The organism is Blastococcus sp. SYSU D00922, from assembly GCF_054050495.1.
In genome coordinates, this window is the sequence record NZ_JBJGZL010000002.1 from 283,207 (window position 1) to 309,551 (window position 26,345).

At 73.9% G+C, this 26,345-nt stretch carries 26 protein-coding genes; 15 read left to right on the forward strand and 11 right to left on the reverse strand.

All coding sequences use genetic code 11. From position 1 onward, the window contains the following. Window position 1: 1 nt before the first annotated feature. The 3 genes from ACI78T_RS04030 to ACI78T_RS04040 are packed head-to-tail and all read right to left on the reverse strand — an operon-like array spanning window position 2 to window position 1,855. Window positions 2–625, reverse strand: a complete 624-nt coding sequence (locus ACI78T_RS04030; protein WP_456556785.1) for an SRPBCC family protein — start codon at window positions 623–625, stop codon at window positions 2–4. Then, window positions 622–1,011 (reverse strand): ArsR/SmtB family transcription factor, encoded by a 390-nt coding sequence (locus ACI78T_RS04035; protein ID WP_456556786.1) that lies wholly within the window; start codon window positions 1,009–1,011, stop codon window positions 622–624. Before ACI78T_RS04035 ends, ACI78T_RS04030 begins: the two co-directional genes overlap by 4 nt. Window positions 1,012–1,060: 49 nt before the next feature. Beyond that, on the reverse strand, window positions 1,061–1,855 hold the full coding sequence (locus ACI78T_RS04040; protein WP_456556787.1) for a sulfotransferase family protein: 795 nt from the start codon (window positions 1,853–1,855) through the stop codon (window positions 1,061–1,063). Between the two features lie 105 nt (window positions 1,856–1,960). Here ACI78T_RS04040 and ACI78T_RS04045 point away from each other — a divergent pair, with 105 nt between their 5' ends. The 3 genes from ACI78T_RS04045 (at window position 1,961) to ACI78T_RS04055 (ending at window position 5,170) form a co-directional block, all read left to right on the forward strand. Beyond that, complete coding sequence (locus ACI78T_RS04045; RefSeq protein ID WP_456556788.1) at window positions 1,961–3,217, forward strand: globin domain-containing protein; 1,257 nt, start codon at window positions 1,961–1,963, stop codon at window positions 3,215–3,217. 61 nt (window positions 3,218–3,278) lie between these two features. Next, entirely contained in the window at window positions 3,279–4,418 is a 1,140-nt protein-coding gene (locus ACI78T_RS04050; RefSeq protein WP_456556789.1) for a globin domain-containing protein, read from the forward strand. Further along, on the forward strand, window positions 4,415–5,170 hold the full coding sequence (locus ACI78T_RS04055) for a DivIVA domain-containing protein (RefSeq protein ID WP_456556790.1): 756 nt from the start codon (window positions 4,415–4,417) through the stop codon (window positions 5,168–5,170). The genes ACI78T_RS04050 and ACI78T_RS04055 overlap by 4 nt, the downstream gene beginning before the upstream one ends. Window positions 5,171–5,180: 10 nt before the next feature. On the opposite strand, the gene ACI78T_RS04060 is transcribed toward ACI78T_RS04055, so the two are convergent. From ACI78T_RS04060 to ACI78T_RS04070, 3 genes are all read right to left on the reverse strand, one after another. After that, window positions 5,181–6,827: a thiamine pyrophosphate-binding protein gene (locus ACI78T_RS04060; protein ID WP_456556791.1), complete on the reverse strand. Its 1,647-nt coding sequence runs from the start codon at window positions 6,825–6,827 to the stop codon at window positions 5,181–5,183. Next, window positions 6,824–7,600, reverse strand: coding sequence for a cyclase family protein (locus tag ACI78T_RS04065; RefSeq protein WP_456556792.1), 777 nt, complete (start codon window positions 7,598–7,600; stop codon window positions 6,824–6,826). The genes ACI78T_RS04060 and ACI78T_RS04065 overlap by 4 nt, the downstream gene beginning before the upstream one ends. Before the next feature lie 63 nt (window positions 7,601–7,663). Further along, window positions 7,664–8,536, reverse strand: coding sequence for an alpha/beta fold hydrolase (locus ACI78T_RS04070; RefSeq protein ID WP_456556793.1), 873 nt, complete (start codon window positions 8,534–8,536; stop codon window positions 7,664–7,666). A 78-nt stretch (window positions 8,537–8,614) separates the two neighbouring features. Here ACI78T_RS04070 and ACI78T_RS04075 point away from each other — a divergent pair, with 78 nt between their 5' ends. Together ACI78T_RS04075 and ACI78T_RS04080 are read left to right on the forward strand one after the other, a co-directional pair. Next, entirely contained in the window at window positions 8,615–9,679 is a 1,065-nt protein-coding gene (locus tag ACI78T_RS04075; protein WP_456556794.1) for a DUF2332 domain-containing protein, read from the forward strand. Between the two features lie 79 nt (window positions 9,680–9,758). Next, window positions 9,759–11,204, forward strand: a complete 1,446-nt coding sequence (locus ACI78T_RS04080; protein ID WP_456556795.1) for a sugar porter family MFS transporter — start codon at window positions 9,759–9,761, stop codon at window positions 11,202–11,204. A 46-nt stretch (window positions 11,205–11,250) separates the two neighbouring features. On the opposite strand, the gene ACI78T_RS04085 is transcribed toward ACI78T_RS04080, so the two are convergent. Beyond that, window positions 11,251–12,510, reverse strand: a complete 1,260-nt coding sequence (locus tag ACI78T_RS04085; protein WP_456556796.1) for an MFS transporter — start codon at window positions 12,508–12,510, stop codon at window positions 11,251–11,253. A gap of 113 nt (window positions 12,511–12,623) precedes the next feature. Continuing rightward, on the reverse strand, window positions 12,624–13,553 hold the full coding sequence (locus ACI78T_RS04090; RefSeq protein WP_456556797.1) for a LysR family transcriptional regulator: 930 nt from the start codon (window positions 13,551–13,553) through the stop codon (window positions 12,624–12,626). A gap of 61 nt (window positions 13,554–13,614) precedes the next feature. On the opposite strand from ACI78T_RS04090, the gene ACI78T_RS04095 reads away from it, so the two are divergent. Genes ACI78T_RS04095 through ACI78T_RS04130 form a run of 8 tightly spaced genes read left to right on the forward strand, consistent with a single transcriptional unit; the run spans window position 13,615 to window position 20,039 of the window. Beyond that, window positions 13,615–14,637, forward strand: coding sequence for a cyclase family protein (locus ACI78T_RS04095; protein ID WP_456556798.1), 1,023 nt, complete (start codon window positions 13,615–13,617; stop codon window positions 14,635–14,637). A gap of 9 nt (window positions 14,638–14,646) precedes the next feature. Continuing rightward, the gene (locus tag ACI78T_RS04100; RefSeq protein ID WP_456556799.1) at window positions 14,647–15,777 is read left to right on the forward strand and encodes an FAD-dependent oxidoreductase; all 1,131 of its coding nucleotides are present in this window, start codon (window positions 14,647–14,649) and stop codon (window positions 15,775–15,777) included. Between the two features lie 14 nt (window positions 15,778–15,791). Then, complete coding sequence (locus ACI78T_RS04105) at window positions 15,792–16,730, forward strand: VOC family protein (protein WP_456556800.1); 939 nt, start codon at window positions 15,792–15,794, stop codon at window positions 16,728–16,730. Then, complete coding sequence (locus ACI78T_RS04110; RefSeq protein WP_456556801.1) at window positions 16,730–17,692, forward strand: fumarylacetoacetate hydrolase family protein; 963 nt, start codon at window positions 16,730–16,732, stop codon at window positions 17,690–17,692. Before ACI78T_RS04105 ends, ACI78T_RS04110 begins: the two co-directional genes overlap by 1 nt. A 20-nt stretch (window positions 17,693–17,712) precedes the next feature. After that, the gene (locus tag ACI78T_RS04115) at window positions 17,713–17,991 is read left to right on the forward strand and encodes a hypothetical protein (protein ID WP_456556957.1); all 279 of its coding nucleotides are present in this window, start codon (window positions 17,713–17,715) and stop codon (window positions 17,989–17,991) included. Next, a complete protein-coding gene (locus ACI78T_RS04120) occupies window positions 17,889–18,437 on the forward strand; it encodes an SDR family NAD(P)-dependent oxidoreductase (RefSeq protein ID WP_456556958.1) in 549 nt (182 codons plus the stop codon). The genes ACI78T_RS04115 and ACI78T_RS04120 overlap by 103 nt, the downstream gene beginning before the upstream one ends. Window positions 18,438–18,459: 22 nt before the next feature. After that, entirely contained in the window at window positions 18,460–19,635 is a 1,176-nt protein-coding gene (locus ACI78T_RS04125) for an alpha/beta hydrolase family protein (protein WP_456556802.1), read from the forward strand. Window positions 19,636–19,646: 11 nt separating this feature from the next. Then, window positions 19,647–20,039, forward strand: coding sequence for a VOC family protein (locus ACI78T_RS04130; protein WP_456556959.1), 393 nt, complete (start codon window positions 19,647–19,649; stop codon window positions 20,037–20,039). 5 nt (window positions 20,040–20,044) lie between these two features. Here the strand turns inward: ACI78T_RS04130 and ACI78T_RS04135 are convergent, their stop codons facing one another. Further along, window positions 20,045–20,689 (reverse strand): TetR/AcrR family transcriptional regulator, encoded by a 645-nt coding sequence (locus tag ACI78T_RS04135; RefSeq protein ID WP_456556803.1) that lies wholly within the window; start codon window positions 20,687–20,689, stop codon window positions 20,045–20,047. A gap of 103 nt (window positions 20,690–20,792) precedes the next feature. Here ACI78T_RS04135 and ACI78T_RS04140 point away from each other — a divergent pair, with 103 nt between their 5' ends. Further along, a complete protein-coding gene (locus ACI78T_RS04140) occupies window positions 20,793–21,944 on the forward strand; it encodes an FAD-dependent oxidoreductase (RefSeq protein ID WP_456556804.1) in 1,152 nt (383 codons plus the stop codon). A 20-nt stretch (window positions 21,945–21,964) separates the two neighbouring features. Here the strand turns inward: ACI78T_RS04140 and ACI78T_RS04145 are convergent, their stop codons facing one another. Together ACI78T_RS04145 and ACI78T_RS04150 are read right to left on the reverse strand one after the other, a co-directional pair. Further along, complete coding sequence (locus ACI78T_RS04145; protein WP_456556805.1) at window positions 21,965–23,434, reverse strand: DUF222 domain-containing protein; 1,470 nt, start codon at window positions 23,432–23,434, stop codon at window positions 21,965–21,967. A 139-nt stretch (window positions 23,435–23,573) separates the two neighbouring features. Then, window positions 23,574–25,082, reverse strand: coding sequence for an MFS transporter (locus ACI78T_RS04150; RefSeq protein ID WP_456556806.1), 1,509 nt, complete (start codon window positions 25,080–25,082; stop codon window positions 23,574–23,576). Window positions 25,083–25,207: 125 nt separating this feature from the next. Between ACI78T_RS04150 and ACI78T_RS04155 the strand changes: the two genes are divergently transcribed. Then, window positions 25,208–26,344 carry a flavin-containing monooxygenase gene (locus ACI78T_RS04155; RefSeq protein WP_456556807.1) on the forward strand — a complete coding sequence of 379 codons (1,137 nt, stop codon included), beginning with the start codon at window positions 25,208–25,210 and terminating at the stop codon, window positions 26,342–26,344. Window position 26,345 lies beyond the last annotated feature (1 nt).

Below are 26,345 nucleotides of genomic sequence, written 5' to 3' on the forward strand. Positions count from 1 at the left end.
CTCAGCTCCCGGGCTGCAGGTCCGGCGTGAACTGCGCGCGGGCGACCTCGGCGGCCACCGCGATCTCGTCGGCGGTCGCGGTGTCCCCGATCGCCGCGGTCCAGGCCTCGATGGACCGGGCGGAGTACCGCTGGCCCTCGAGGGTGCCCTCCCAGGCGGCCGGGTCGTCGACGACGGCGCCGCGCAGGTACTCCCCCAAACCGCGGATCGAGACGTCCCACCCGGGTCCCACGTACAGGGCACCGGCGCCGCTGCCGGCGATCTCCAACGGCACGGAGTGCTCGAGGTCCAGGACGGTCCGCTCGTCACCGTCGACGGAGAGCCGGACGTCCACGACGCTGCTCTCCATCCCCCACGTCACCGAGAGCCGGGCCGGCGCCTCGCACCGGCGGATCTCGCCACCCACGTTGCCCTCGAGCTGGTAGGCGCCTCCCACGCGGAGGTCGCCGCTGACCGGCAGGAACCAGCGCCGGAGCCGTTCCGGGTCGGTCAGCGCGTCCCAGACGTCGTCGACCGCGGCGGCGTAGGTCCGCCGGATGACGACCACGACCTCCTCGGTGCCGTCGGTCCGCTGTCGCCGCACGCCGCGGCTGGTGTCGGCGAGCTCGCCGAGGATGTCGTTCACGTTCCCTCCTCGTCCTCCGGCGGGGGTCCGGCCGGGCCGGCCGGACGCTTCCCACCCTTCCTGCGTCGGTCCCGCCGCCCGCGGGCGAGCTCCGTGGCCAGAGCGTCGAGGCGCTGGTCCCAGAACCGGCGGAAGCGGTCGAGCCACACGTCGACCTCCTGCAGCCCCGTGGGGTCCACGGCGTACAGCCGTCGCGCCCCCTCGGCGCGCACCTGCGCGAAGCCGCTCTCCCGGAGCACCCTCAGGTGCTGGGACACGCCCGGTTGGGAGATGCCGAACTCCGCCCCCACCACGGCGGCGAGGTCACCGGCGGAGCGCTCGCCGTCGGCGAGCAGCTCCAGCAGCCGGCGGCGGACCGGCTCCCCCAGGACGTCGAACGCGTGCACGGCGACAACATAGGAGCAACGACTTATATGAGTCAAGGCTTATTCGACGTCAGAGGGACCAGGCGGCGAACTCCTCACCCGTGAACTCCCTCAGCCGCTCGGCGTCGTCCCGGAGCGCCGCGCAGAGCCGCTGCCGCACCGCGGGGTCCACGGGCGCCGGCGGCTCGGGAGCCGCGTTCCGCCGCTCGTCCATGGCGTCGCACCAGTGGTCGTCGAGACCGATCCAGCCGAAGAGCCGGCGCATGGTCGCCCGGGGCCGGTCGCGCAGGTCCTCCTGCGCCACGACCGCGATCCGCCCGTCGAAGGCGCCGGTCGCCAGGAAGGGCTCCAACCGCTCCAGGTAACGGCCGCGCGACACGTACTGGCTCCCCGGGTCCAGCAGCGCCTCCTCCGGCGGCCGGGTCTCCGTGCCCTCCCGCCGGTGGTGCCAGTACTGGGAGACCGCCCGGTCGACCGGGTCCCGGACGGCGTACACCAGGCGGGCCCCCGGCAGCACCTCTGCCATCCGGCCGGCCACCTCCGGGTGGTCCGGCGACGTGTAGCCCGGCGAGCCCTCGCCCCGCACCCGGGCCCCGGCGTCGAACCGAGCGGCGTACCAGGCGGTCCCGCGGTGCCAGTTGCCGTCGTGCCAGTTCCCCTCGGCCCGGTCGCCGGCGCGGTCGGCCGGCCCGAAGAAGAAGTTGAGCTCCTTGGGGTGCGACATCGCGACGTCCGGGTGCGCGTCGAGGTAGGCGTGCAGCGACGTCGTCCCGCACTTCATCGCCCCGATGATCACGAGGTCGGGCAGCGCCCCGGGGGTCCCGTCCACGACGGCGGGGGTGCCCGCGAGGGAGTTCCGCGACACGCCCGGGCGGAATTCGTAGGTCTGGGAACGGTGCGCATGGGTAGCGGGTGCAGAGCGGAACGTGACCGCGCCAGCGGGGGGCTAGTCGACTGGCAAGGAGGACACGTGCTTTCCGATCGATCCCGTCCCGTGGTCGAGGCGACCCTGCCGGTGGTCGCCGAGCACATCCCGGAGATCGCCACCCGCTTCTACCGCCACCTCTTCGGCGCGCACCCCGAGCTGTTCGACGGCGTCTTCAACCGCGGGAACCAGGCCGAGCAGACCCAGCAGCTCGCGCTGGCCGGATCGGTCGCCGTCTTCGCCAGCTCGCTGGTGAAGGTCCCCGAGCAGCTGCCGGAGCACCTGCTGTCGCGCATCGCGCACAAGCACGCCTCGCTGGGCATCACCCCGGCCCAGTACGACGTCGTCCACGAGCACCTGTTCTGGGCCATCGCCGACGTGCTCGGCGACGCGGTGACGCCGGAGGTGGCGGCCGCGTGGGACGAGGTCTACTGGCTGATGGCGTACGCGCTGATCAACCAGGAGCGCGGGCTCTACAGCGCCCGCGGCGTGCGCCCCGAGACCGTCTGGCGCGAGTGGGAGGTCGCGGAGAAGGTCTCTGAGACCGACGACGTCGTCACCTTCCGGATGCGCAAGATCGACGACCGGCTGGTGAAGACCTCCCTGCCCGGCCAGTACGTGACCGTGCAGGTGCCCATGCCCGACGGCGTGCGCCAGCCCCGGCAGTACAGCCTCACCCGGGCCGACGACGGCCAGCACCGCCAGTTCTCCGTCAAGCGGGTCCGGGGCGGCGGCAAGCCGGACGGCGAGGTCTCCAACCTGCTGTGCGACACCGTGGACGTCGGCGACCGGCTGACGATGTCGCTGCCGTTCGGCGACGTCGTCCTCGACGACTCCGGTCGGCCGGTGGTCTTCGCCAGCGCCGGCATCGGGATCACGCCGATGGCCGGCATGCTCTCGCACCTCGTCGCCGCCGGATCGCACCTGGACGTCCGGCTGTGGCACGCCGACGTCGACGAGGCCTCGTGGCCCCTGCGGCAGCAGGTGCTCGACGACGTCCGGAAGCTGGCCAACGGCCGGGTGCACGTCTGGTTCGAGAGCGGCGCGGAGTGCTCGCTGCCGGTGGACGGCGTGCGGCAGGGCCAGCTGGACCTCGGCGACGTCGAGCTCCCCTGGGGAGCGCTCTACTACCTCTGCGGCCCGCTGCCGTTCATGCAGGCGGTCCGCAGCGCGCTGATCGAGCGGGGCATCCCGGCGCGCGACATCCAGTACGAGGTGTTCGGGCCCGACCTGTGGCAGGCCGACCTCGCGACCGAGGAGACACCCGGCGCCACCGAGCACGCCGGCCGCCACAGCGCCTGACCCCTCCTGCCCACCCGCCGTCCGGCCCTGGCCGGACGGCCTCTCCCCCTAGGAGCTGCGCGTGGACATCCCCGCGATGCGGGCCAACTTCGCGAAGGCCGCGGCCACCGGCGACGAGGCACCGCTGTACTTCTACTCGCACCTGTTCCTGAGCCATCCCGAGACCCGGGCGATGTTCCCCGTCTCGATGGCCCACCAGCGCGACCGGCTGTTCAGCGCGCTGGGCGACGTGGTCGCCCGCGTCGACGACCTGGACGCGCTGGTCCCGATCCTCCAGCAGCTCGGCCGCGACCACCGCAAGTTCGGGACGCTCGCCGCGCACTACCCGGCGGTCGGGGCCAGCCTGCTGGCCACCCTCGAGCACTTCGACGACGACTGGAGCCCCGAGCTCGCCAAGGACTGGACCGAGGCGTACACGCTCGTCGCCGAGGTGATGATCGCGGCGGCCGACGAGGCCGCCGAGCAGCCGGCCTGGTGGGACGCCGACGTCGTCGGGCACGAGACCCGGGCGATCGACGTCGCCGTCCTCCAGCTGCGCCCGCGCGCCCGCTACGACTACGTGGCCGGGCAGTCGCTGTCCCTCGAGACCGGCATCCGGCCGCGGCTGTGGCGGTACTACTCCCCCGCCAACGCGCCGCGGCCCGACGGCCTCGTGGAGATCCACGTCAAGGCCCGGGACGGCGGCCCGGTGAGCTCCGCGCTGGTCCGCCGGCTGCGGGTCGGCGACGTGGTGCGGCTCGGACCGCCCGTCGGGCACATCTCCCTGGCCGACGAGTCCGACCGCGACCTGCTGCTCGTGGCCGGCGGGATGGGGCTGGCTCCGCTCAAGGCGCTGGTCGACCAGGTGGCCCGCCGCGGGCCCGCCCGGCGGGTCGACCTGTACGTCGGGGCCCGCAACGAGGACCACCACTACGACCGGGCCGACCTGCGCCGGCTCGAGCAGGAGAACCCCTGGCTGAGCGTCACCCTGGCCGTCTCCGAGGACAAGGTCTCCTCCCTCGAGCACGGGGACGTCGGTGACGTGGTCATGCGGCACGGCCCCTGGCTCAGCCGGGAGGTCTACGTCGCCGGACCGGCCGCGATGGTCGACGACACCACCGCCCGGTTGCAGGCGCACGGCGTGCCCGCCCAGCGCATCCACAGCGAGGTCTTCGCCCCCAGCCGACCGGGGCCCAGTCTTGACGGAGAGGTGACCGAATGACCAGCGTCCAGAACGAGCCCGCCGACGAGGAGCGCGGCCTGCACCCGGCCGACGTCCAGAACGTGCGGTTCACCCGCGCCTCCATGCTGCGGCCCGGCTACGTCGACACCGAGGTCGACCGGGTGATGAGCCGGGTGGCCGAGGAGCTGGCCCGGCACATCGCCGAGAAGGCCGCGCTGCGCGACGAGGTGCGGGCGCTGCGGGCCGCCGTCGACGGGGCTCCCGTCCACGAGGCGCCCAGCGACCAGGCGGTGCGGATCCTGTCGGCGGCGCAGCAGACGGCGGACGCCTACGTCGCGGAGGCGGAGGAGTTCAGCCGGCAGATGACCAGCGAGGCGCGGACCGTCTACGAGGAGGAGCTCCAGGAGGCGCGTGAGCGGGCGGGCGCGATCATCCAGGCGGCGCAGGAGGCGGCGGCCCGCATGACCGGACCGGCTCCGGCCGGCGCGGACGCACCGGGACGCAGCGTCGAGGAGCTCGAGGAGCAGGTGGCCTACCTCAAGGCGTTCGGCTCGGCGGTGCGCGTGCAGCTGCGGTCCTACCTCGAGGCGCTGATCACGGACGTGGAGACCGAGTGGGGCCGCGCCGACCCCGCCGCGGTGCTGCAGGGCCCGCCCCGGCCGCCGGCGCAGCGCGGCCGCGACGCCGAGCCGGGCGGGGCGACGGCGTTCTCCGGCAACACGGTCGCGGAGGCGCCGCCCGCCGACGACGAGGAGGCTTCCGCGGCGGCGGGCTTCCGGTCCTCCTCCTGATCGCCGCAGGTCAGTGCCCGCGGAACGCCTCCTCCAGCCACCAGGAGGGGCGTCCGCGGGCGACCTTGGCGTCCACCAGGAACGGCGTGGCGCGGGGCCCGGCCAGCCATCGCCGGAGCGGCTCGAGGTCGCCGACCTCCCGCACCGTGACGGTCTCGAAGCCGTGGCCGCGGGCGATCGCGGCGAAGTCGGTCTCGGGGAACCGGACGATGTCCAGCGGGTGACCGGCCGGGCCGAAGTGGTGCACCTCGGCCCCGTAGGCGGCGTCGTCGTAGACGACGACCACCATGGGCAGGCCGAGCCGGACGACGGTCTCGAGCTCCGAGGCGCCCATGAGCGCACCGCCGTCGCCGAGGGCGGCGACCGGCAGCCGGTCGGGTCGGGCGACGGCGGCGCCGATGGCGGTCGCGAGCCCGAGACCGACCGACTGGAAGGCCTGGGTGAAGCAGAAGCCGAACTCGTCGGGGACGTCGAGGAACATGCTCGGGTAGCCCATGAAGTTGCCGGAGTCCACGGCGACCACGCGATCGGCCGGCAGCAGGTCGTCCAGCACGATCGTGAGCGCCCGGGGGTCGATCAGCCCGGCGCCGCCGTCGTCGTCGAAGGGCTCGTCCCGCCAGCGGCGCCGCGCGGCGATCGCCTCGCGCACCTCGGCCGTCCGGTAGCCGGTCACCTCCCCCGGCAGGGCGCCGGCGACGTCCTGCGCGACCTGCCGCACGTCGCCGACCACGCCGAACGCCACCTCCCGCTGCGCGCCGATCGCCGCGGGGTCGACGTCCACCTGCACGACGACGGCATCGTCCGCGATCAGCCGGCCGTGCCGCATCGTCCACATGTTGAGGGCGCACCCCCACCCGACGACCAGGTCGGCGCCGGAGATCAGCTCCGCGGCCAGCGGGGTGGCGAAGCCGCCGGAGACGTCGAGGTCCCACGGGCTCCCCCGGAACAGCCCCTTGGCCACCGCCGACGTGGCCAGGAGGGCGCCGCACCGGTCGGCCAGGTCCTCGAGGGCGGCCCGCGAGCCGCCCGCCCGGGCTCCGCGGCCCGCGACGAACACCGGCCGGCGCGCCTGCCGCAGGGCGTCGGCCAGCCGGCGGACCTGCTCGGGGTCGGCGTCGGGAGCCGCGCTGCCGGCCGGAGGTGCGGCGTCGCCCGCTGCGGCGGGCAGCGGCTGCACGTCCAGCGGCAGGTTGAGGACGACGACCCGCCGGTCGTCCCGGGCGGTCGCCACCGCGGCGGCGGCGACCGCCCCGGCCTCTTCCGCGACCTCCACCCGCATCGACACCGCGCCCACCGCCGCGGCCAGCGCCTGCTGGTCGACGAAGAAGTTCGACCGGGGCGAGGTGGCCTCCGCGGTCAGGACCACCAGCGGGGTGCGGCTCTTCGCCGCCTCGGTGAGGCCGGTCAGGGCGTTGGTCAGCCCGCACCCCTGGTGGACGCTGAGCGCGGTCACCCCTCCTGACATCCGGGCGTGGGCGTCGGCCATCGTGGCCGCCCCACCCTCGTGCCGGGCCGCGACGAAGCGGGCGCCGGCCGCGACCATCGCGTTGGTGACGGAGAAGTTGCCCGAACCCACGACGCCGAAGACGGTGCCCACGCCGGAGGCGACCAGGACCTGCCCGACGACCTCGGAGACGGTTCCCCCGGCCGGCGTCATCCCCGCTCGACCAGCGCCACCGCGCGCAGCGGCGAGCCCGAGCCGGACACGATGGGCAGGGGCGCCGCCACGACCAGGGCGCCCGTCGCCGGCAGCAGGTGGAGGTTCTGCAGCTGGGTGAGCCCGTACTTGCCGCTGCCCATGAGCGCTGCGTGGCACGGGAACGGCGGGTCGAACGAGTGCGCGGCGCCCGCGTCGGTGCCGACGGTCTCCACCCCGAGCCCGATGACCGGGGTCTCCTCGGCCAGCCAGCGGGCACAGGCCGGCGAGAGCCCCGGCGTGTGGGGGCCGGTGTCGTCGGCGTTCAGGAACTCCTGCTGGGACGCCGAGCGCGCGGCCCACCCGGTGCGGAACAGCAGCCAGCCGCCGTCGGGCAGCGGCCCGTGCTCGGCCTCCCAGGCGCGGACGTGCTCCACCTCCAGCAGGAAGTCGGGGTCCTCCGCGGCCTCGGCGGAGAAGTCGAGGACCACGGCCGGGGCGATGAATCGCCGCGGCGGCACCGACGCGACGTCGTCCCCGTCCTGCCCGGTGACCCAGTGGTTGGGCGCGTCGAAGTGGGTGCCGGTGTGCTCCCCGGTCCGGAAGTTGTTCCAGTACCAGGCCGGGCCGCGGTCGTCGTAGCGGCTGAGCTCCTCCAGCTGGAAGGGCGCCGTCTGGGCGAACTGCTCCGGGAGGGCGATCACCGGCGTGTCCGACGAGAGCGGGGCGGTCAGGTCCACCACCTCGATCCCTCCGGTGGACAGCGCCTCGGCGAAGCTGGAGAGGATGGACATCGGGACCCCTTCTGGCCGGCTGCGAGCGGCCGTCAGCCAAGCACACGTCCCGGCGCCCCGCCGTCACGGCCGGAGCGCGGCGTACACCTCCTCCGCGTGGTCGAACACCAGGAAGTGCCCCTCGCCCGGGAACCAGTGCCCGACGCTGTCCGGCAGCATCGCGCTCAGCACCTGCCCCAGCGCGACCGGCACCTGCCAGTCCTGCGTGCCGTGCCAGATGTGGACGCGCTGGCGGACCGACGACAAGGGGAAGCCCCACGGGCGGAACAGCAGCGCCCGGTCCTCGGCGAGCGCGGCGGGCCCGTTCCGGAGTCCCTCGGTGAAGGTGCGGGCCAGGATCCGGCGGACGGCCGGGCGGCCGATCACCCGCCGGTCGGCCGGGTTGAGCCGCAGCTGCAGGTAGCGCGGGATCAGCGCGGGCCGGACGGCGAGCGGGGCGAACGCGGGCCGCAGGAGGGCGGAGGCACGCGAGGGACGGTGCACGGCCTCGCGGAACCGCTCGGGCACCCACCGCGGCCAGGGCCACGGGACGTCGGGCGGCGGGGCCCCACCCAGGACGCCGACCGCGCGCACCCGGTCGCCGAAGACGTGTGCGCAGGCCAGCGCGTACGCCGCGCCGCCCGAGAGGCTCAGCACGGCGAACTCCCCGATCCCGAGGTGGTCGAGCAGCTGCGCGACGTCGGCCGGCCAGTCCGCGACGCGGCGGCCGGGCTGGGCGTCGGAGCGGCCGAACCCCGGCCGGTCGGGGACGACGACGCGCAGGCCCCACCGGCGGTGGTCGGCGGGGTCCTCGACGTGCCGCTCCAGCCGGGAGCTCGGCGACCCGTGGCAGCCGAGGACCGGCCACCCCTCGGGGTCGCCGTACTCGGCGTAGGCCATGGTCCGGCCGTCCGCGAGCCGGAGGCTGCCCTCGCGCGGCCCGTTCCCGTCGTCCATGCGGCTGTCCCGTCCCCGCCGGAGACGTGCCCGATACTCGGGTCCCACCCACCGCCGACGGCAGGAGGCGCGGTACCCGTGGCGGAGCGCCGCACACCGGCCCAGGTCTACCGGCGCTACGCCGAGCAGCAGGCGGCCGGTGGGTCGCCGCTGCTGGGTCGCCTGGCGGTCGCGCTGAGCGGGTCGGAGGCTGCGTTGCGTGCCCTCGAGGCGCTGCCGCCGCGCCGGCGGCAGCCCGCGGCCGTGTTCGCGGCGCTGCAGGACCTCGCCCTGGCGGGGCACGCGCCCGCCCTCGCCTCGGCCTTGGCGTCCGCCGATGCCGATGCCTCGGCACGGGCGGCGATCGACGCGCTGGTGGGGATGGCCGACGCGGTCGCGACCCTCGTCGCGCGCCGCCGGCCGCAGACCGTGGACACCGCGCGGTGCGCCGTCCTGCACCCGGCCGTCGCCGAGGCGGCCCACCGGATGGGTGCCGCGTCGGTCGGGCTCGTCGACGTCGGCGGCGCGCCCGGGCTGAACCCGCACGTCGACCTGGTCGGGATCTCCTACGGCGACGGACCTGTGGTGGGCGATCCGGCGTCGGCCGTGCAGATCACGGCCACGGTGGTGGGTCCGCGGCCGATCCCGTCGCGGGCGCTCCCCGCGGTGGTCGCCCGGGTCGCCGTCGGCCCCGACCTGCTGGACGTGACCGACGCCGACGACGCCCGGTGGCTGAGGGCCTGCGTGCCGCCGGACCGGCCGGAGCAGGCCGCCCGGCTGGAGGCGGAGCTCGCGGTGGCGGCGTCGGCCCCTCCGGTGCTGGTGCGCGGCGACGCCGCCGACGCGCTGCCGGACGCCCTCGCCCGCGTTCCCGCCGAGGCGCTGCCCGTCGTCACCACGACGTGGGCGCTGTCCGCTCTCTCGCCGGCGACGCGGCAGCGCTTCCTGCTCCGGCTCGAGGAGGTGGCGGCCGAACGGCCGGTGGCCTGGGTGTCGGCCGAGGGCGTCGGCGTGGCGCCGTCGGTGCCGACCCTCGGCGACCGCCCGGCGTCCGGTCACAGCATCGTCGGGCTGGCGGTGACCGACGGCCCGCGGCTGCGGGTGGAGGCCGTCGGCCGCTGCTGGTCGCGGGGCCGGCTGCTGTCCTGGCTGGCCGGCCCGTAGCCGCGCTCCGGCAGGCGCCGTCCGCCGACCGGCCGTAGCGTCGCGGGTACCGCGCACTTCTCGCCGACGGGGGTACCTGATGGCCCGGTCCGAGGGCCCCGGCCCCGCCACGTCCAGCGCGTCCGTCGCCGAGGTCTCGAGGGACGACGGCGGCGGCCTCACCGGCTCCGTCGTCGTCGTCGCCCTGGTGTCGGCGATCTCCGGCCTGCTGTACGGCTACGACACGGGGATCATCTCCGGTGCCCTCCTGCAGATCAGCGACGAGTTCGGTATCGGCAACGGCTGGGAGCAGGTCATCGCTGCCTCGATCCTGGCCGGCGCGGTGATCGGGGCGCTGGTGTGCAGCCGGCTCAGCGAGCGGCTCGGCCGGCGCACCACGCTGCTCGTCGTGGCCGGCGTCTTCGTCCTCGGCTCGCTCGGCGCGTCGCTGGCACCGAACCCCGTCACCTTGTCGTTGGCGCGCGTCGTCCTGGGCTTCGCCGTCGGCGGGGCCACGCAGACCGCCCCGGTGTACGTCGCCGAGCTGGCCCCGAGCCGTTACCGCGGCCGCCTGGTGCTGTTCTTCCAGATCGCGATCGGTGTCGGCATCCTGATCGCCACCATCGTCGGCGCGACCGAGAGCGTCGACTGGCGGCTGGCCATCGGCGCCGCCGTCGTGCCCAGCGCCCTCATGCTCGGGCTGATGCTGCGCCTGCCGGACAGCCCGCGGTGGCTGGTGAAGGCCGGCCACGACGAGCGGGCCCGCGAGGCGCTCGAACGGGTCCGGCCGGACGGCACGGACGTCTCCGGCGAACTGCGCGACATCGAGGAGCTCGTCGAGGCCGAGCAGGAGGCGAGCACCCGGGGCTGGTCCGGACTGCGGAAGGCGTGGGTGCGCCCGGCGCTGATCGTGGGCTGCGGCCTGGCGATCTTCACCCAGCTGTCCGGGATCGAGATGATCGTCTACTACTCCCCGACGATCCTCACCGACAACGGCTTCTCCGACACCGCGGCGCTGCGCGTCTCCGTCGGTCTCGGCGCGACGTACCTGATCACGCAGCTGATCGGCCTGGCGATCATCGACCGGGTCGGCCGGCGGCGGCTGACCCTGCTCACGCTGCCGGGGGCGGCGCTGATGCTGATCGTGCTGGGCACCTTCTTCGTCACCGGGAACGACGGCCAGGCGCAGGTGCCCTACATCATCGCCACGCTGATCGCCTTCATGGCGTTCACCGCCGGGGGCATCCAGCTGATGGGCTGGCTCACGGGTTCCGAGATCTACCCGCTGGCCACCCGGGAGGCCGGGGCGGCCGCGCAGTCGGCGGCGCTGTGGGGCACGAACCTGCTCATCACCCTGACGCTGCTGAGCACCATCGACACCATCGGCACAGGGCAGACCTTCTGGCTGTACGCGGCCTTCAACATCGCCGCCTTCGTCTTCCTCTACCGGCGCATGCCGGAGCTCACCGGTCGCAGCCTCGAGCAGATCGAGAAGCGGTTGTCGGACGGCCGGTTCCGGCCCGCCGACTTCGCCAAGTCCCGGTAGCGCGACGGGGCCCCGCGGTGTCCCGCAGGGCCCCGTCCCGGGCCGATCAGTGGCCGGCGAGCGCCGGCTCGACGTCCTGGGTCGGCCGCAGGCCGCGGACGACGACTGCCGCGACCAGCCCCACCACGCCGAGCGCCATCAGGGCGGCACCGAGGCCGCCGATCGCGTCGGTGAGGCCGAGGACCACGAGCGGGGTGAAGAACTGGCCGACGAAGAAGGCCGACGTCCAGATGCCGGTGCCGCGGCCGCGCTGCTCGAAGCCGAGCGACCCGAGGGCCCAGGTGAGCAGCGAGGGGAGCAGCAGCCCGTTGCCGAAGCCGGTGACGACGGCGAAGACGATGACGACCGGCACCGCCGACGCGACGCCCATGCCGATGATGCCCACGCCCGAGAGGGCGAACGCGAGCGGCACGAGCACGGCCGGGCCCCGCTTCGCCAGGCGCCCGAAGAGGAAACCGCCCACGGCCGTGCCGAGGGAGGCGATGGCGCTGGCCGCGCCGATGACCGCCGTCGACTCCACGCCGATGTCGTCCAGCTTGAACGACAGCTCGACGATCAGGACGTAGAAGACCAGGCCGCCCACGAGGCTGACCACGATCGGCGCGGCGATCCGCGACCAGGGCAGGGGCGGGAGCTTCTGGGCGCGGGCCGCGGCCTGGGCACGCGGGGCGGGCTGCCAGATGTAGCGGGCCGCGAGCAGCGCCAGCGGGAGGCTGACGACGTACAGCCAGAACGGGGTGCGCCAGTTCTGCGCGCCCAGGGCGCCACCGATGCCGAAGAAGATCGTGGCGGCGACGGTGGTGAAGACGACCTGCAGGCCGAAGTACTTCTCGCGCTGCGAGCCGTGGAAGTAGTCGGCGAGCAGCGTCGTGCAGCAGGTCATGATCGCGGCCTCGGTGAGCCCGAGGAGCACGCGGCTGGCGACGACGAGTTCCAGCGAGGGCAGCCACACCGGGGCGGTGCCGACGAACGCGTAGACGACGAGCGACCCGACCAGGAGCCGCTTGCGGCCGAGCCGGTCGACGATGCGTCCGGCCACCATCGCGGTCAGGCCGATCACCAGCGCCGGTGCGGTGAGCACGATCGGGGTGAGCGCCTCGACCCCGGGCGTGCCCTCGAAGGCGTCCTCGATGCGTGGCAGGACGGGCGCGAGCAGCACGGCGCCGAGCACCGACAGGCAGCTGGCGAACAGCAGGACCAGCGCCTGCGCGCGGCCGGCAGGGCGGCCGGTGGCGGGGTCGACGGCGACCTCGCCGGCGAGGGGTTCCTCCGCCGGTCGCTCAGGGCTCAGGACGTTCTCCGACACGGGCGTCTCCGTTGACAGCGACGTGCCGGTCCGGGTGACCGGCATCACTGGCCGTGAAGTGTCAGCACGGAGAGTGCCGAGCGGAAATCACTTCTTCTGCTGACGCCCATCACTCACGTCGATACCTGTGGTCCGTCCGTGGCGAGCGCGGCGGCCCGCGCCACGAGGTCGCGCAGGTAGGTGTGCTCCGGGTCGTCGTCGAACACCGGGTGCCACCACATCGACTCGATGAGCGGACCTGCGTCGAAGGGGCACGGCAGCGCGCGGATGCCGATGTTGAGGGGCAGCAGGTCCACGAGCCGGCGCTGGAGCAAGGCGATGCGTTCGCTGCCGGCGATGAGCGCGGGCACGGTCAGGAAGTTCTCGACGACGACCTGGACGCGCGGCTCGATGCCCAGCATCCGCATCTGGCGCGCGGCGGGCGTCGACGCCGTCGGCCCGTGGTACGACGCCACCCACGGGAGGGTCTCCAGGTCGTGGACCGTCAGCCCGACGTCGGCGACCGGGTTGTCGGCGGACACCACGCACACCCACTCGTCCCGATAGAGGTCCCGGCGGGACAGGCCGGTGAGGAATCCTGGCGGGAGGAAGAGGAGGTCGGCCGACAGCAGCGCCTGATCGGCCCGGTCCACCACCGCCGGGGAGTGGGCGGACAGCCGCAGCCGGGTGTTCGGGGCCTCCTCCGCGAGCAGCGCCGCCACGGTGTCGCCGAGGACCGCGACGACGTAGTCGCTGACCAGCAGCGTGAACTCGCGGGTCGACGACGCCGGGTCGAACTCCGGCTGCGCGGTGAAGACGCGCTCGACACCCGACAGCGCGATGCGGGCGAGCTCCCGGAGCTGCGCCGCCAGCGGGGTGAGGCGGTACTCGTTGCCGACGCGGGTGAGCAGCTCGTCGTCGAAGTGCCGGCGCAGGCGGGCGAGGGAGGCCGAGAGGGCGGGCTGGCTGAGCCCCATCTGGGCCGCGGCACGGGTGACGCTTCGCTGCTGGAGCAGCGCGTCGAGCGATACGAGCAGGTTGAGGTCCAGGCTCGCGATGTTCACGGTCGCACCGTATCGACGTCACTTATGTTCGTCATCAGGCATTCGGTCTTCCCTCACCCGTGTGGGCTGCGCCACCGTCGAGGCCATGCAGGAGACGCCCGAACCGCTCGACCGCACGGACCCCGAGGGCGCCATCGCCGCCGCCGCGAAGCGCTGCTCCAACTGGGGCCGGTGGGGCGCCGACGACGTCATCGGCACGCTCAACTTCCTCGACGAGGCCAAGCGGCGCGAGGGCGCTGCCCTGGTCCGCCGCGGCGCCAGCTTCTCCCTGTCGCAGCGCTTCGACACCGACGGCCCGCAGAAGGGCTGGCGGCGGCGCACCAACCCGGTGCACACGATGACCGACACCGGCACCGACGCCGAGCGCGGCGTCCAGGGGTTCCCGCACGGCATCGGCGGCGCTGATGACGTCATCTCGATGCCGCTGCAGTGCTCGACCCAGTGGGACGGCCTCGGCCACATCTTCGACCACGGCTTCGCCTGGAACGGCCGCCGGGCGGGCGACGTGGTGACCAGCATGGGCGACTCGGTGACCGGCATCGAGACCGTCGCGTCGCTCATCGCCGGACGCGGCGTGCTGCTCGACGTCGGCCGGGCCATCGGCACCGACGGCGAGCTGCCCGACGGCTTCGCGATCACCGCGGAGCACCTCGAGGCGACGATCGCGGCCCAGGGCGAGTCGTCACGGGTTGGCCGGGGCGACCTCCTGCTCGTGCGCACCGGCCGGCTCACCCGGGCCCGGCGCGACATCGCCGAGGGCCGCGGCTGGGGCGACTACGCCGGGGGCGCCGCGCCCGGGCTGTCCTTCACCACCGCCGACTGGCTGCACGGCACGGAGATCGCCGGGGTCGCCACCGACACGTGGGGCTTCGAGGTCCGGCCCAACGAGTTCGACGTGGCCTTCCAGCCGCTGCACCAGGTCGCCATCCCCAACATCGGGCTGTTCATCGGCGAGATGTGGGACCTCGACGCGCTCGCCGCCGACTGCGCCGAGGACGGCGTCTACGACTTCTGGCTCACCGCCGCTCCCCTGCCCGTGACCGGCGCCGTCGGGTCGCCGGTCAACCCGATCGCCGTCAAGTAGGAGGCACCGATGCCTGCCGTCAACAACGTCCTCGTCGTGGGGGGCGGCCTCGCCGGCACCGCGACCGCGATCCACCTCGCGAAGGCCGGCGTCGCCGTCGACCTGGTCGACATCAAGCCCGACGTCGCCGCCCTCGGCTCCGGCATCACCTTGCAGGGCAACGCCCTGCGCGAGCTCCGCTCCCTGGGCGTGTGGGACCAGGTGCAGGCGGCGGGCTACGCCTTCGACGTCACCGGCATCCGGGCTCCCGACCCGAACGGGACGATCGTGGCCGAGATCCCCGACGCCAAGACCGGCGGCCCGGACCTCCCGGCCGCGATGGGGATGCCGCGCGGTGAGCTGGCCCGGATCCTCGTCGAGCGGGCGACGGAGGTGGGCGTCAAGGTCCGGTTCGGCACCACGCACAACGAGCTGCGCCAGGACGCCGACGGCGTCGACGTCACGTTCTCCGACCACTCCACCGGCCGCTACGACCTCGTCGTGGGCGCGGACGGCATCCGCTCGTGGACCCGCCGGGCGCTCGGCGTGAACCTGGAGACGAAGTCGGTCGGCATGGGGATCTGGCGCGCCTTCGGACCGCGCCCGGCCAGCGTGACGCGGACCGACCTCTACTACGGCGGCCCGTCCTACATCGCCGGCTACTGCCCCACCGGCGAGGACTCGCTGTACGCCTACATCGTCGAGGACGCGCAGGACCGCAGCGCGCTCACCCCCGACGAGCAGCTGGCCGTCATGAAGCAGCTGTCGCAGGCCTACCACGGGCCGTGGGACGAGATCCGCGAGACGCTGACCGACCCGTCGCGGGTGAACTACACGTGGTTCGAGACGCACGTCCTCGACGAGCCGTGGAACCGCGGCCGCGTCGTCCTGATCGGGGACGCCGCGCACACCTGCCCGCCCACCATCGCGCAGGGCGGCGCCATGGCCCTGGAGGACGCCGTCGTCCTCGCCGAGCTCCTCGTTCAGCGGGACGAGCTCGACCAGGACCTGTGGGACGCCTTCATGGCCCGCCGCTACCAGCGCGCCAAGACCGTCGTCGACGCGTCCAACCAGCTCGCCCAGTGGCAGCTCGACCACGTGCAGGGCGACATCCCTTCGATGATGCGCTCGATCGCCATGCTCACCAGCCAGCCCGCCTGAAAGCCAGAGAACCCATGACCCAGCGCCTGATCACCCACCTGCGGCACGTCGACCTCGCCGTGCCCGACTTCGCCAAGCAGCTCGACTTCTACTCGGGCATCTGGGGCCTCACCCCCGAGCACACCGACACCGGGCTGGCGTTCCTCGCCGCCGAGGGGTCGCCGGAGCAGTACATCGTGCGGCTGCGCGAGGCCACCGACAAGCGGATCGACCTCATCTCGTTCGGCGCCGCGAACGCTGCCGACGTCGACACCCTGGCCGGGCAGCTGGCCGCCGACGGCGTGCAGCTCGTGCACGAGCCGACCGACCTGCACACCCCCGGCGGCGGCTACGGCTTCCGCTTCTTCGACAACGAGGGCCGGACCATCGAGGTCAGCTCCGACGTCGAGGTGCGGCAGCACCGCACGATCGAGGAGGGCGAGTCCATCCCCGTGCGCCTGTCGCACGTGGTCATCAACTCCGCCGACCCCGAGGGCACCGTCGCGTTCTACGACAAGTACCTGTCCTTCTCGCTGTCGGACACGCTCATGCACCCGCGCATGGGCAACATGATGTGGTTCCTGCGCACGAACGCGTGGCACCACAGCATGGCCATCGCCCGGGGCCCGCACCCCTCGCTGCACCACGCCTCGTTCGAGATGCGTGGCCTCGACGAGTACATGCGGGGCACCGGCCGGCTGCTGCGCGCGGGCGTGGAGAAGGTCTGGGGTCCGGGCCGGCACCTGGCCGGGAACAACACCTTCTCCTACTTCCTCGACCCGCACGGCAACACCGTCGAGTACACGACGGAGCTGGAGACCCTCGACGAGGACACCTGGCACCCGCACCTGTACGACATCAGCAAACCCGAGGTCTCCGACCAGTGGGGCACGGCGAACGCCATGAACGAGTTCGTCGCGCAGAAGTCGTTCAACGACCCCGACAAGGGTCTGTTCGTCGCTCCTCCCGTCTGATGCGGTTCGCGACCTGGGAGGCCGGAGGCCGCGTGCAGGCCGGCGTGGCGGGAGCCGCCGGCCTGCACGCACTCCGCGACGACCGCACGATCCTGGACCTGGTCCGGGCCGGGCTGCCCGCCGCGTTGGAAGCCGGGGCCGCCGCGCTCGAGGGACCGGCCGTGCCGGTGGACTCGGTGCGGCTGCTGCCGCCGCTGGAGGCGCCGACCGTCCGCGACTTCGTCGCCTTCGAGGAGCACGTCGAGGGCATGGTCGCGCCGAGCGGTGAGGGGGTCGCGCCGGAGTGGTACCAGGCGCCGACCTTCTACTTCACCAACCCCTACGCCCTCGTCGGCGCCCACGACGACGTCGCGGTGCCCCCCGGCTCGCAGCGGTTCGACTTCGAGCTGGAGGTGGCCGTCGTCGTCGGCCGGGACGGCGCCTCGCTGACGCCGGAGCAGGCGCGCGACCACGTGTTCGGCTACACGATCCTCAACGACTGGTCCGCGCGCGACCTCCAGTTCCGCGAGATGGCCGTGCGGCTCGGGCCGGCCAAGGGCAAGGACTCCGCGACGACGCTCGGGCCGTGGCTGGTCACCGCCGACGAGCTCGAGCCGTACCGGGACGACGACGGCTTCCTCGGCCTCGACATGCGGGTGTCGGTCAACGGCACGGAGATCGGGCAGGACCTGCTCTCCAACATGGGCTGGCCGTTCGAGGAGCTCATCGCCTACGCCTCGCGCGGCACCGAGGTCCGCGCCGGTGACGTCCTGGGCTCGGGCACCTGCGGGAACGGCGGCTGCCTCGCCGAACTGTGGGGCATTCGCGGCGACGCCGCTCCCCCGCCGCTCCGGGTCGGCGACGTCGTCGAGATGACGGTCGAAGGCCTCGGCACCATCCGCAACCGGGTCGTCGAGGGCCTCGACCTGCCACCGGTCGCCGCGGCGCGGCCTCGGTCCCGGGCCCGCAAGCGCGCGTCGTGAGGGTTGCGGGGAAGGTCGTCGTGGTCACCGGCGCCGGGCAGGGCCAGGGGGCGGCCGAGGCGCGGCTCCTGGCCGCCGAGGGCGCGACGGTGATCGGCTGCGACCTGACCCCAGACCCCGCCGAGGACCTGCCGGGTGTCGAGTACCGGCAGCTCGACGTCACCGACGCCACCGGCGGGGGCTGCTCGCCCAGGACCTGCGGGCCCGCTTCGGCGTCGTGCACGGACTGGTCGCCAACGCCGGGATCACCTGGCGGGCCCGGCTCGACGAGCTGGGCGCCGCGGACCTCGCGCGGGTGAGCGAGGTCAACGTCGCCGGCACCCTGCACGGCATGCAGGCGGTGACCCCCCTGATGACCGGCGGCGGCTCGGTCGTCGTCGTCGGCTCCGTGGCGGCGCTGACGGGGCACTTCCCCGTGGCCTACACGGCGTCCAAGTGGGCGCTGCGCGGGCTGGCCAAGGCCGCCTGCCTGGAGCTCGGCCCGCGGGGCATCCGGGTCAACACCGTGCACCCCGGCTACGTCGAGACGCCGATGACCGCGTCGGCGGCACCGGCGTTCCGCGACGCCAACGTCGCCGAGACCCCACTCGGCCGCACCGGCACCGTCGACGAGGTGGCACCGCTGGTGCTCTTCCTCGTCAGCGACGAGGCCTCCTTCATCTCCGGCGCGGAGATCCCCGTCGACGGCGGCATGACCGCCCACGGCGGCGTGAAGTCGATCAGCGACGCCGTCCGCGCCGCCTAGCAACTCCCGAGAGGAACGACCCGTGTTCGAGTACTTCCCCACCGGCCCCTACACCTGGAACCTCGCCGCCGTCGCGACGCTGAACTCCGGCGGGCTCATCGACGAGGTCGACCGCGCCTGCCGGCCGATCAAGGACGCCGCGAACGCCGGCGAGGACGCCGGCACGGCGGACTTCCTGCGCGCCTGGACCGCGCTCACCGACCAGCTCGTCGCCCAGGCGGAGGACGCCGAGAAGGCCGGGCACACCCGCACCGCCGGGCAGCTGTACTTCCGGGCGAACAACTACCTGGCGCAGGCGGAGCGGATGCTCGCCCACTCGGACCCGAACCGGGTGCCCACCTACCGGCGGATGCTGGAGATCGCGCAGAAGGCCTTCGACCTGCACAGCCCGCGCGTGTCCCGCGTGGAGATCCCCTACGAGGGGACGACGCTGCCGGCCTACTTCAGCCAGGCACCGGCCACCGACGACGGCCCGGCCCCGGTGATCGTGCTGGTGAACGGGCTCGACTCCACCAAGGAGCACATGTACGCCTCCAACCACTGGGAGGAGCTGGCCGCCCGCGGGATCTCCTGCCTCATGCTCGACCAGCCCGGCACCGGTGAGGCGCTGCGGCTGCAGGGGCTGACCGCGCGGATCGACACCGAGGTCTGGGCCGGTGCGGCGGTGGACTACCTGGAGACGCGCGGCGACGTCGACGCCTCGCGCATCGGCATCGTCGGCTGGTCGCTGGGCGGCTACTACTCCCCCCGCGCGGCCGCCTTCGAGAAGCGCTTCGCCCTCTGCGTGGCCTGGGGCGCCAACCACGACTGGGGCGCCGTGCAGCGCCGGCGCAAGGAGCGCGAGGGCGAGCGGCCCGTCCCCCACTACTGGTCGCACGTGCTCTGGGTGTGGGGCAAGGACGGCGACGAGCACCACCTCGACGAGTTCCTCGACTTCGCCGACGACATCCACCTGAACGGCGTGGTCGACAAGATCACCGTGCCGTTCCTGATCGCGCACGGCGCCAACGACCGGCAGATCCCGCTGGAGATGGCGCACCGCTCGTACGAGCAGGCGGTCAACTCCCCCAAGCGCGAGCTGCGGGTCTTCACGCCCGAGGAGGGCGCGACCGAGCACATCGGCCTGGACCACCTGCCGCACGTGAGCGTCTTCGTCGCCGACTGGGTGGCCGACACCTTCGCCGAGCTGGGGCGCTGACCGCCGTGCCGATGCTCTTCGTGAACCTGCCCGTCACCGACCTGGCGGCGGCACGGTCCTTCTACGGCGCCCTCGGCTTCGGCGTCCACGAGCGGTTCTCGGACGAGGCCAGCGCCGCGGTGACGGTCTCGGACCAGATCGTGCTGATGCTGCACACCCGCGACCGCTTCGCCGAGCTGGTCCCCGGTGAGGTCGGCGACCCGGGGAAGGCGACGACCGTCGTGCACCGGCTGGTCGTCGACTCCCGGGACGAGGTCGACGACCTCCTCGGGAAGGCGCTCACCGCCGGCGGCCGGGAGTGGCAGCCGGTCCAGGACGGCGAGGCCACCCGTACCGGGAGCTTCACCGACCCGGACGGCAACGCCTGGGAGATCACCTGGCTCGACCAGCTGCACACCATCTGAGCCGGTCAGCCGGGCGGGTCCGCCAGCAGGTAGCGCACCGCCGTCTCGCCCAGGTGGGCGACGAATGCCTCGTCGTCCACCGGGGCGGGCGTCGCGAAGGCCGGCCCGTAGGCGACCCGGATCATCGCCGCGGCGAACACGGTGCCGAAGCAGGAGCGGACCGCGGCCTCCCGGTCCGGGTGCGTGATCGCCGAGCCCGCTCCCAGGACCACCGCGGTGAAGCCGTCGCCGAGCTCCCGCGCGTAGCGGTCCCCCCGTCGCTGGACTTCCTGGTGCGCCGCTGACAGCAGCACGATCGCGCCGAGGAAGCGCTGGTGGCGGAGCGAGATGCCGACCATCTCCGCGACCGCCGTGCGCACCAGCTCGGCCGGAGCCAGGTCGGCCCACCTGCCGCCGTCGTCGAAGACCTCCTGCTCGGCGAGGAGGCGGCCGATGCCGTGCTCGTACACGGCCAGGAAGAGCGCGTCCTTGCTGGTGGTCCGGGCGTAGAGGGCCGTCGGGGCGACCCGCGCCCGGTCGCAGAGCGCCGCGATGGTGAAGGCGTCGTAGCCGCCGTCCTCCAGCAGGGAGACGCCGGCGTCGAGCACCCGGTTCCAGGCCTCCCTGCTGCGCTGCTGCTTGGGCGGGCGCACCTCGAGCTCGGCATCCACGTGCCCATCCTCCCCGACGGTTGACAGAACCGTGACGCACACTACAGTTTCTCGCTAACTGTAGCGCTCACTACGGTCCCATCGTCGATGTCGAGGTGCCCCCATGACCCCTTCCTCACCCTCCCCCCGCGGCCGCGTCGCCGTCCTGGGCGCGGGGCCGGCCGGCATGGCCGCCGCCCTCGGCGCGATCAGGGCGGGCCACGACGTCGTCGTCTACGAGCGCTACCGAGAGGCCCGGCCCGCCGGGAACATCCTCAACCTCTGGCCCCCGCCCCTGAAGGCGCTGCGAGCGCTCGGCGTGGACACCGAGGACCTGGGGGCACCCACGCACTCGGAGTTCCGCAACGTGCGGGGCAAGGTCCGCGTCGACGTCAAGCTGGACGAGGACGTGAAGCAGGCCTTCGGGGGCGGCTTCATCGGCCTCCTGCGACCCGAGCTCTACGAGCGGATGCTCGCCGCCATCCCCACCGGCATCATCCGGTTCGGCCAGCAGGTCGAGCGGATCGAGCAGGACGACCGCGCGGTCACGCTGCACTTCGCCGACGGCAGCACCGCCGAGCACGACGTGCTGGTCGGCGCGGACGGGATCGACTCGCTGGTCCGCCGCACGCTCTGGGGCGACGCCCCCAAGCGCGAGCACCGGCTGCACATCTTCGGCGGCTTCACCTTCGCCGAGGTCGACGGCACGATCCCGAACAAGTGCGTGCTCACCCACAGCCGCACGACGCAGGGCAGCTGGACGTCGATCCGGCACAAGGGCCGCGACGGCCACCAGTGGTGGGTGCTCACCGCCACCGACCCCGACGCACCGGCGCCGGCCGACCTCAAGGCGTCCGCCGCCGAGCCCGGCGACGTCCAGCGCTGGGTGCTGCGCGACCGCCCCGCGCTGAAGCAGTGGTCGAAGGGGCGCGCGACGCTCGTCGGGGACGCCGCCCACCCGACGTCCCCCTATGCCGCGTACGGGGCCGGCATGTCGATCGAGGACGGCTACTTCCTCGGGGTCGCCCTGCGTGGGGTCGACCTCGCCGATCCCGCCGCCGTCTCCGAGGCCCTGCAGTCCTACGAGGACCCGCGCAAGCCGCACACCGCCAAGCAGGTGCAGATGGCCTGGATGCTCGGCAAGGTGTTCCACCACGCGCCCGCGCCGCTGCGACCGATCCGCGACTTCGTCTTCGACCACACCCCGTTCCTCCAGAAGGTGGCCGGCGACTCCAACCCGCGCGAGATCAACCAGCAGCTGGCGCTGATCGAGTAGGACGACCGCGCGACCGGCGGTCAGAACGGTGGCGGGTCGTCGGACGGCTCGTACGGCGGCGGCCCGGGATCGCGTGGCCGACGGCCGGGTGGCCGGGTCGTGCGGGTGACGCCGGACGGGCTGGTCACGTGCAGGGTGCCGTCGGCGTCCAGCCGGAAGGCCCAGCCGCGGGCGAAGGTTTTGAGCCGGTGGTGCGACCGGCAGAGGCAGCAGAGGTTCGCGCACGTCGTCGCCCCGCCCTCGGCGTGGGCGACGACGTGGTCGATGTCGGCCCAACCGACCCGCTGACCGCAGTTGGGCATCCGGCAGCGGCGGTCCCGGGTTCTCACGAAGCGCTGCTGGGCCGCCGTGGGCGCGTAGGTGCGGGTGGCCGGCGGCGCATCGAGCACCGGGCAGTCGCAGTCGGTCGACGGGTGCTCGGCGCAGCCCTGCGCGGCGCGGCGGGTCAGGTCGGCTGCGCTGACGGTCGCCCGCAGGCGCCCGTCCGGATCCGTGATCGCGAACGTCAGCGAGCCGCCCTCGGGCGTGGTCAGGCCGAGCGCGCCGATCCGGCGGAGCAGCTCGCGCACGTGGGCGGCGGTGACGGGGAGCCCGTCGACCTCCCCGCCCCGGGCGGAGGTGCCCTCGAGCCCGTCGAGAGCAGCCGTGACCGCCACATGCACGGTGACCCCCGGCAGGCCGTTATCGGCCGGTCGCAGGGTGCGCATCGAGTGGATCGACGCGCGGATCTGCCCGATGGGACGCGGGTCGCCGTCCGCCTTGGCCATCGTCGCGAGCTGGTCGATCAGGTCGTAGCAGGCGGCCGCCTCGTCGGCGGGCAGGTCGACGGCCAGGGTCGCCATCCCGTCGCCCGCGTCCCGGCAGCGCACGTCCGCGTTCCGCCTGGCCTCCCGGTGGCGCTCGTCGATCGCGGTGGCGTCCAGCTCCGCCAGCAGCTCCAGCGCGCGTGCCCGCAGCCGGGCCAACGACAGATCACCCGCTTCCGGCAGCAGCGCCGCCTCCACCGTGCGTGCCAGGGCGGGGAGCGTGTGCTGCAGCGCGTCGGCCAGCACGCCGGCGCGGCGCTCGTCGATGTCCCCGCGGCGCAGCGCGGCGAAGGTAGCCGGCAGGCTCTCCCGCCAGGTCCAGGCTCGCCGGGCGCGGAACGCGGCCGTGCCCCGGCCGAGGTTGATGGCATGGGCGACCTCGTCGGGGAAGAACTCGCTCACCCCGGGGAACTCGGGATCGCTTCGCCGCCAGGCGCGGCTGCGCGCGCCCGGGGTGCCCCGCGCCGGGTCGTCGGTGTCGGGGCGCAGCTGCGCGAGCCGCAGGATCAGTTCTGCCTCCCGGGCGGTCTCCCGGGCCCGGTTGCGCTCGAGGCGGGCGAGTTCCGCGGCGACGCCCTCGTCGTCCAGCGACCACACGGGCGGTCGCGGATCGGGCTCCGGCCGGGTCAGCACCCAGTCGAGGAGGAGGCCCTCGAAGCTGGAGGTGCCGGTCGTCCGTCGCATGGATCGAACCTACGTTCGACCACTGACGATTTCTGTCCACAGCTCGTCGCAGCGTCGTCGAGCCGTACCTCCATCCGTTCGATGCGCGGCCGCGAACCCGGGCTGGTGCGCGCGAGCGCGCGCGGGTCCTTCGAACCGACTAGGACCCGGCCGGCGACTCCGCGGGCGCAACGTGGTCCGCGGCGGCGCGCCGCTGGATCCACCGGTCCACGAGGACGTCCACCACCGCCAGCACCAGCGCGGCGACGAGGAACCCCGTCGCGACGAGCAGGCCGTGGGTGAAGGCGCTCGCGAAGTCACCGCGGGTGGCGGCGACCCGCGCGAAGAACACCGAGCCGACGGCCGCGATCCCGACGGCCGCGCCGATCCGCTGGCCGACCTGCAGCAGACCGCCCGCCGTCCCGGCCCGCTCGACCGGCACCTGCGAGAGCGTGAGCGCCTGGTTCGGGGAGATCACCAGCCCGGCGCCGAGGCCCCCGACCAGCAGCGGGGCCAGGGTCGCCCAGCCGGTGCCGCTGTCCGGGACGAGGTGCACGGCGAGCAGCGTCCCCAGGAAGCCGAGCGCGGCGAGCAGCAGCCCGACGGCGACCAGCGAGCGCCCGAAGCGGTGCACGACCCGCCCGCCGAGAGCGGCGGCCGCCGCCGAGCCGACCGCGAACGGCGTGATCGCCAGGCCCGCCTCCAGGGCGCTGTAGCCGAGGCCGGTCTGCAGGTACAGCGTGAAGACGAAGAACAGCGGGGTGAAGCCGGCGAAGAACAACGTGATCATCGACGCGCCGAAGGACCACGACCGCAGGCGGAACAGCGCGAGGTCGACCAGCGGTTCCTTGCCCCGGCGGGTGTAGCGGAACTCCCAGGCGATGAACGCACCGATCAGCAGCGCGGCGACGGGGATCAGCAGCCACTTCGCCGAGCCCTCCCACTGCCGCTCCTGCACCAGCGGGAGCAGCAGCGCGACGATGCCGGCGCCGAGCAGGACGACGCCCAGCGGGTCGTAGTCGTGCCGACGGCGCTGCCCCTCGTCCGGTGGCGGCAGCAGCTTCCACGCCAGGGGCATCGCGGCCAGCCCGATCGGCAGGTTGACGAGGAAGACCCACCGCCAGCCGTGGTCGGTGCCGAACACGGCGATCAGCGCGCCGCCCAGCAGCGGGCCGACCGCCGTGGAGACGCCGACCACCGTGCCGAAGAGGCCGAACGCCGTCCCCCGTTCCCGGCCGCGGAACAGCTGCTGGATCAGCGCGCTGATCTGCGGCGTGAGGAGGCCGCCGGCCAGGCCCTGCACGAGCCGGGCGATGACCAGGGTCAGGCTGGTCGGCGCGAGGCCGCAGGCCAGGGACGCGAGGGAGAACAGCCCCAGGGCCGCGACGAACATGGTCCGCCGGCCGCGGACGTCACCCACCCGGCCCGCCGGGACGAGCAGCAGCCCGAAGGTGAGCGCGTAGCCCGAGACCACCCACTGCAGCTCGCTCTCCGAGGCCTGCAGCCCCTCGCGGATCGAGGGCAGCGCGACGTTCACGATCGAGACGTCGAGCAGCACCATGAAGCCGCCGACCAGGCAGACCGCCAGGGCCTTCCACCGACGGGGGTCCGCCCCCTCGTCACCTCCACCGTGGGCGTGCGTGTCCGACTGCCGCTGCGTTGCTGCCACCGATTCCCTCTTCCCGACCGTGTGCCGGGTCGGGGCTACCCGAGGTTGTCGCGTGCAACCGATCTCGGGACCGGAACCTCCTGAGGGTGGCGCGCCGCCGTCCCCCACCGGCAGAGTGACCCGCCATGACGGAGCAGGTGCTGGTGGTGGGTGCGGGCCCGGCGGGTCTGGCGGTCGCGGCGGTGCTCCGGAAGCGAGGGGTCGAGCCCCTCGTGGTCGACCGCGGCGAGGCGGTCGGCGATTCCTGGCGGGCCCGGTACGACCGGCTGCACCTGCACACCCCGCGCGTCCAGTCGGCGCTCCCCGGCCTGCGCATGCCCCGGGCGTACGGCCGCTGGGTGGCCCGCGACGACGTCGTCCGCTACCTCGGGGACTACGCGGCGCACCACGGGATCGCGCCGCGGTTCGGCACGACCGTGCGCCGGCTCGACCGGGAGGGGCCGGTGTGGACCGCCCGCACGGACGACGGCGACCTGCGGGCGGCCCAGGTCGTGCTGGCGTCGGGCTACAACTCGGAGCCGCTGCGGACCACCTGGACCGGGGCCGAGACGTTCGGCGGGACGCTGCTCCACGCGTCGGAGTACGCCAACCCCGAGCCGTTCCGGGGCAGGGACGTGCTGGTGGTCGGCGCCGGCAACACCGGCGCGGAGATCGCCGCGGACCTGGCCGAGGGCGGTGCGGCGACCGTGCGGCTGGCAGTGCGCACCCCGCCCAACGTCATCCCCCGGCAGCTCGGCCCGGTGCCCATCACGCTGCTGGGCATCTCGCTGGACGTCACCCCGGCCCGACTGGCCGACCCGCTCAACCGGCTGCTCCAGCGGCGGTTCGTCGGCGACCTCACCCGCTACGGCCTGCCCGCCGCGCCGGGAGGCGTGGTGGCCCAGCAGCGGGCGACCGGCGTGACGCCGACGATCGACGTCGGGCTGATCGACGCCCTGAAGGCCGGCCGGGTGACCCCCGTGGTCGCGCTGGAGTGCTTCGCCGACGGCGACGCCGTCCTGGCCGACGGAACCCGGCTGCGGCCCGACGTGGTGATCGCCGCGACCGGTTACACCTGCGGGCTCGAGCCGGTCGTCGGCCACCTCGGCGTCCTCGACGAGCGCGGACGCCCGCTGGTCAGGGGCGCCCGGACCGCGCCGGGAGCACCCGGGCTCCGCTTCGTCGGCATCTCCAACCCGCTGAAGGGGCTGCTCTTCCAGATCGGTCTGGACGCCCGCGCGGCCGGGCGGGCAGTCGCGCGCGACCTGCGCGGAGGGCGCTGAC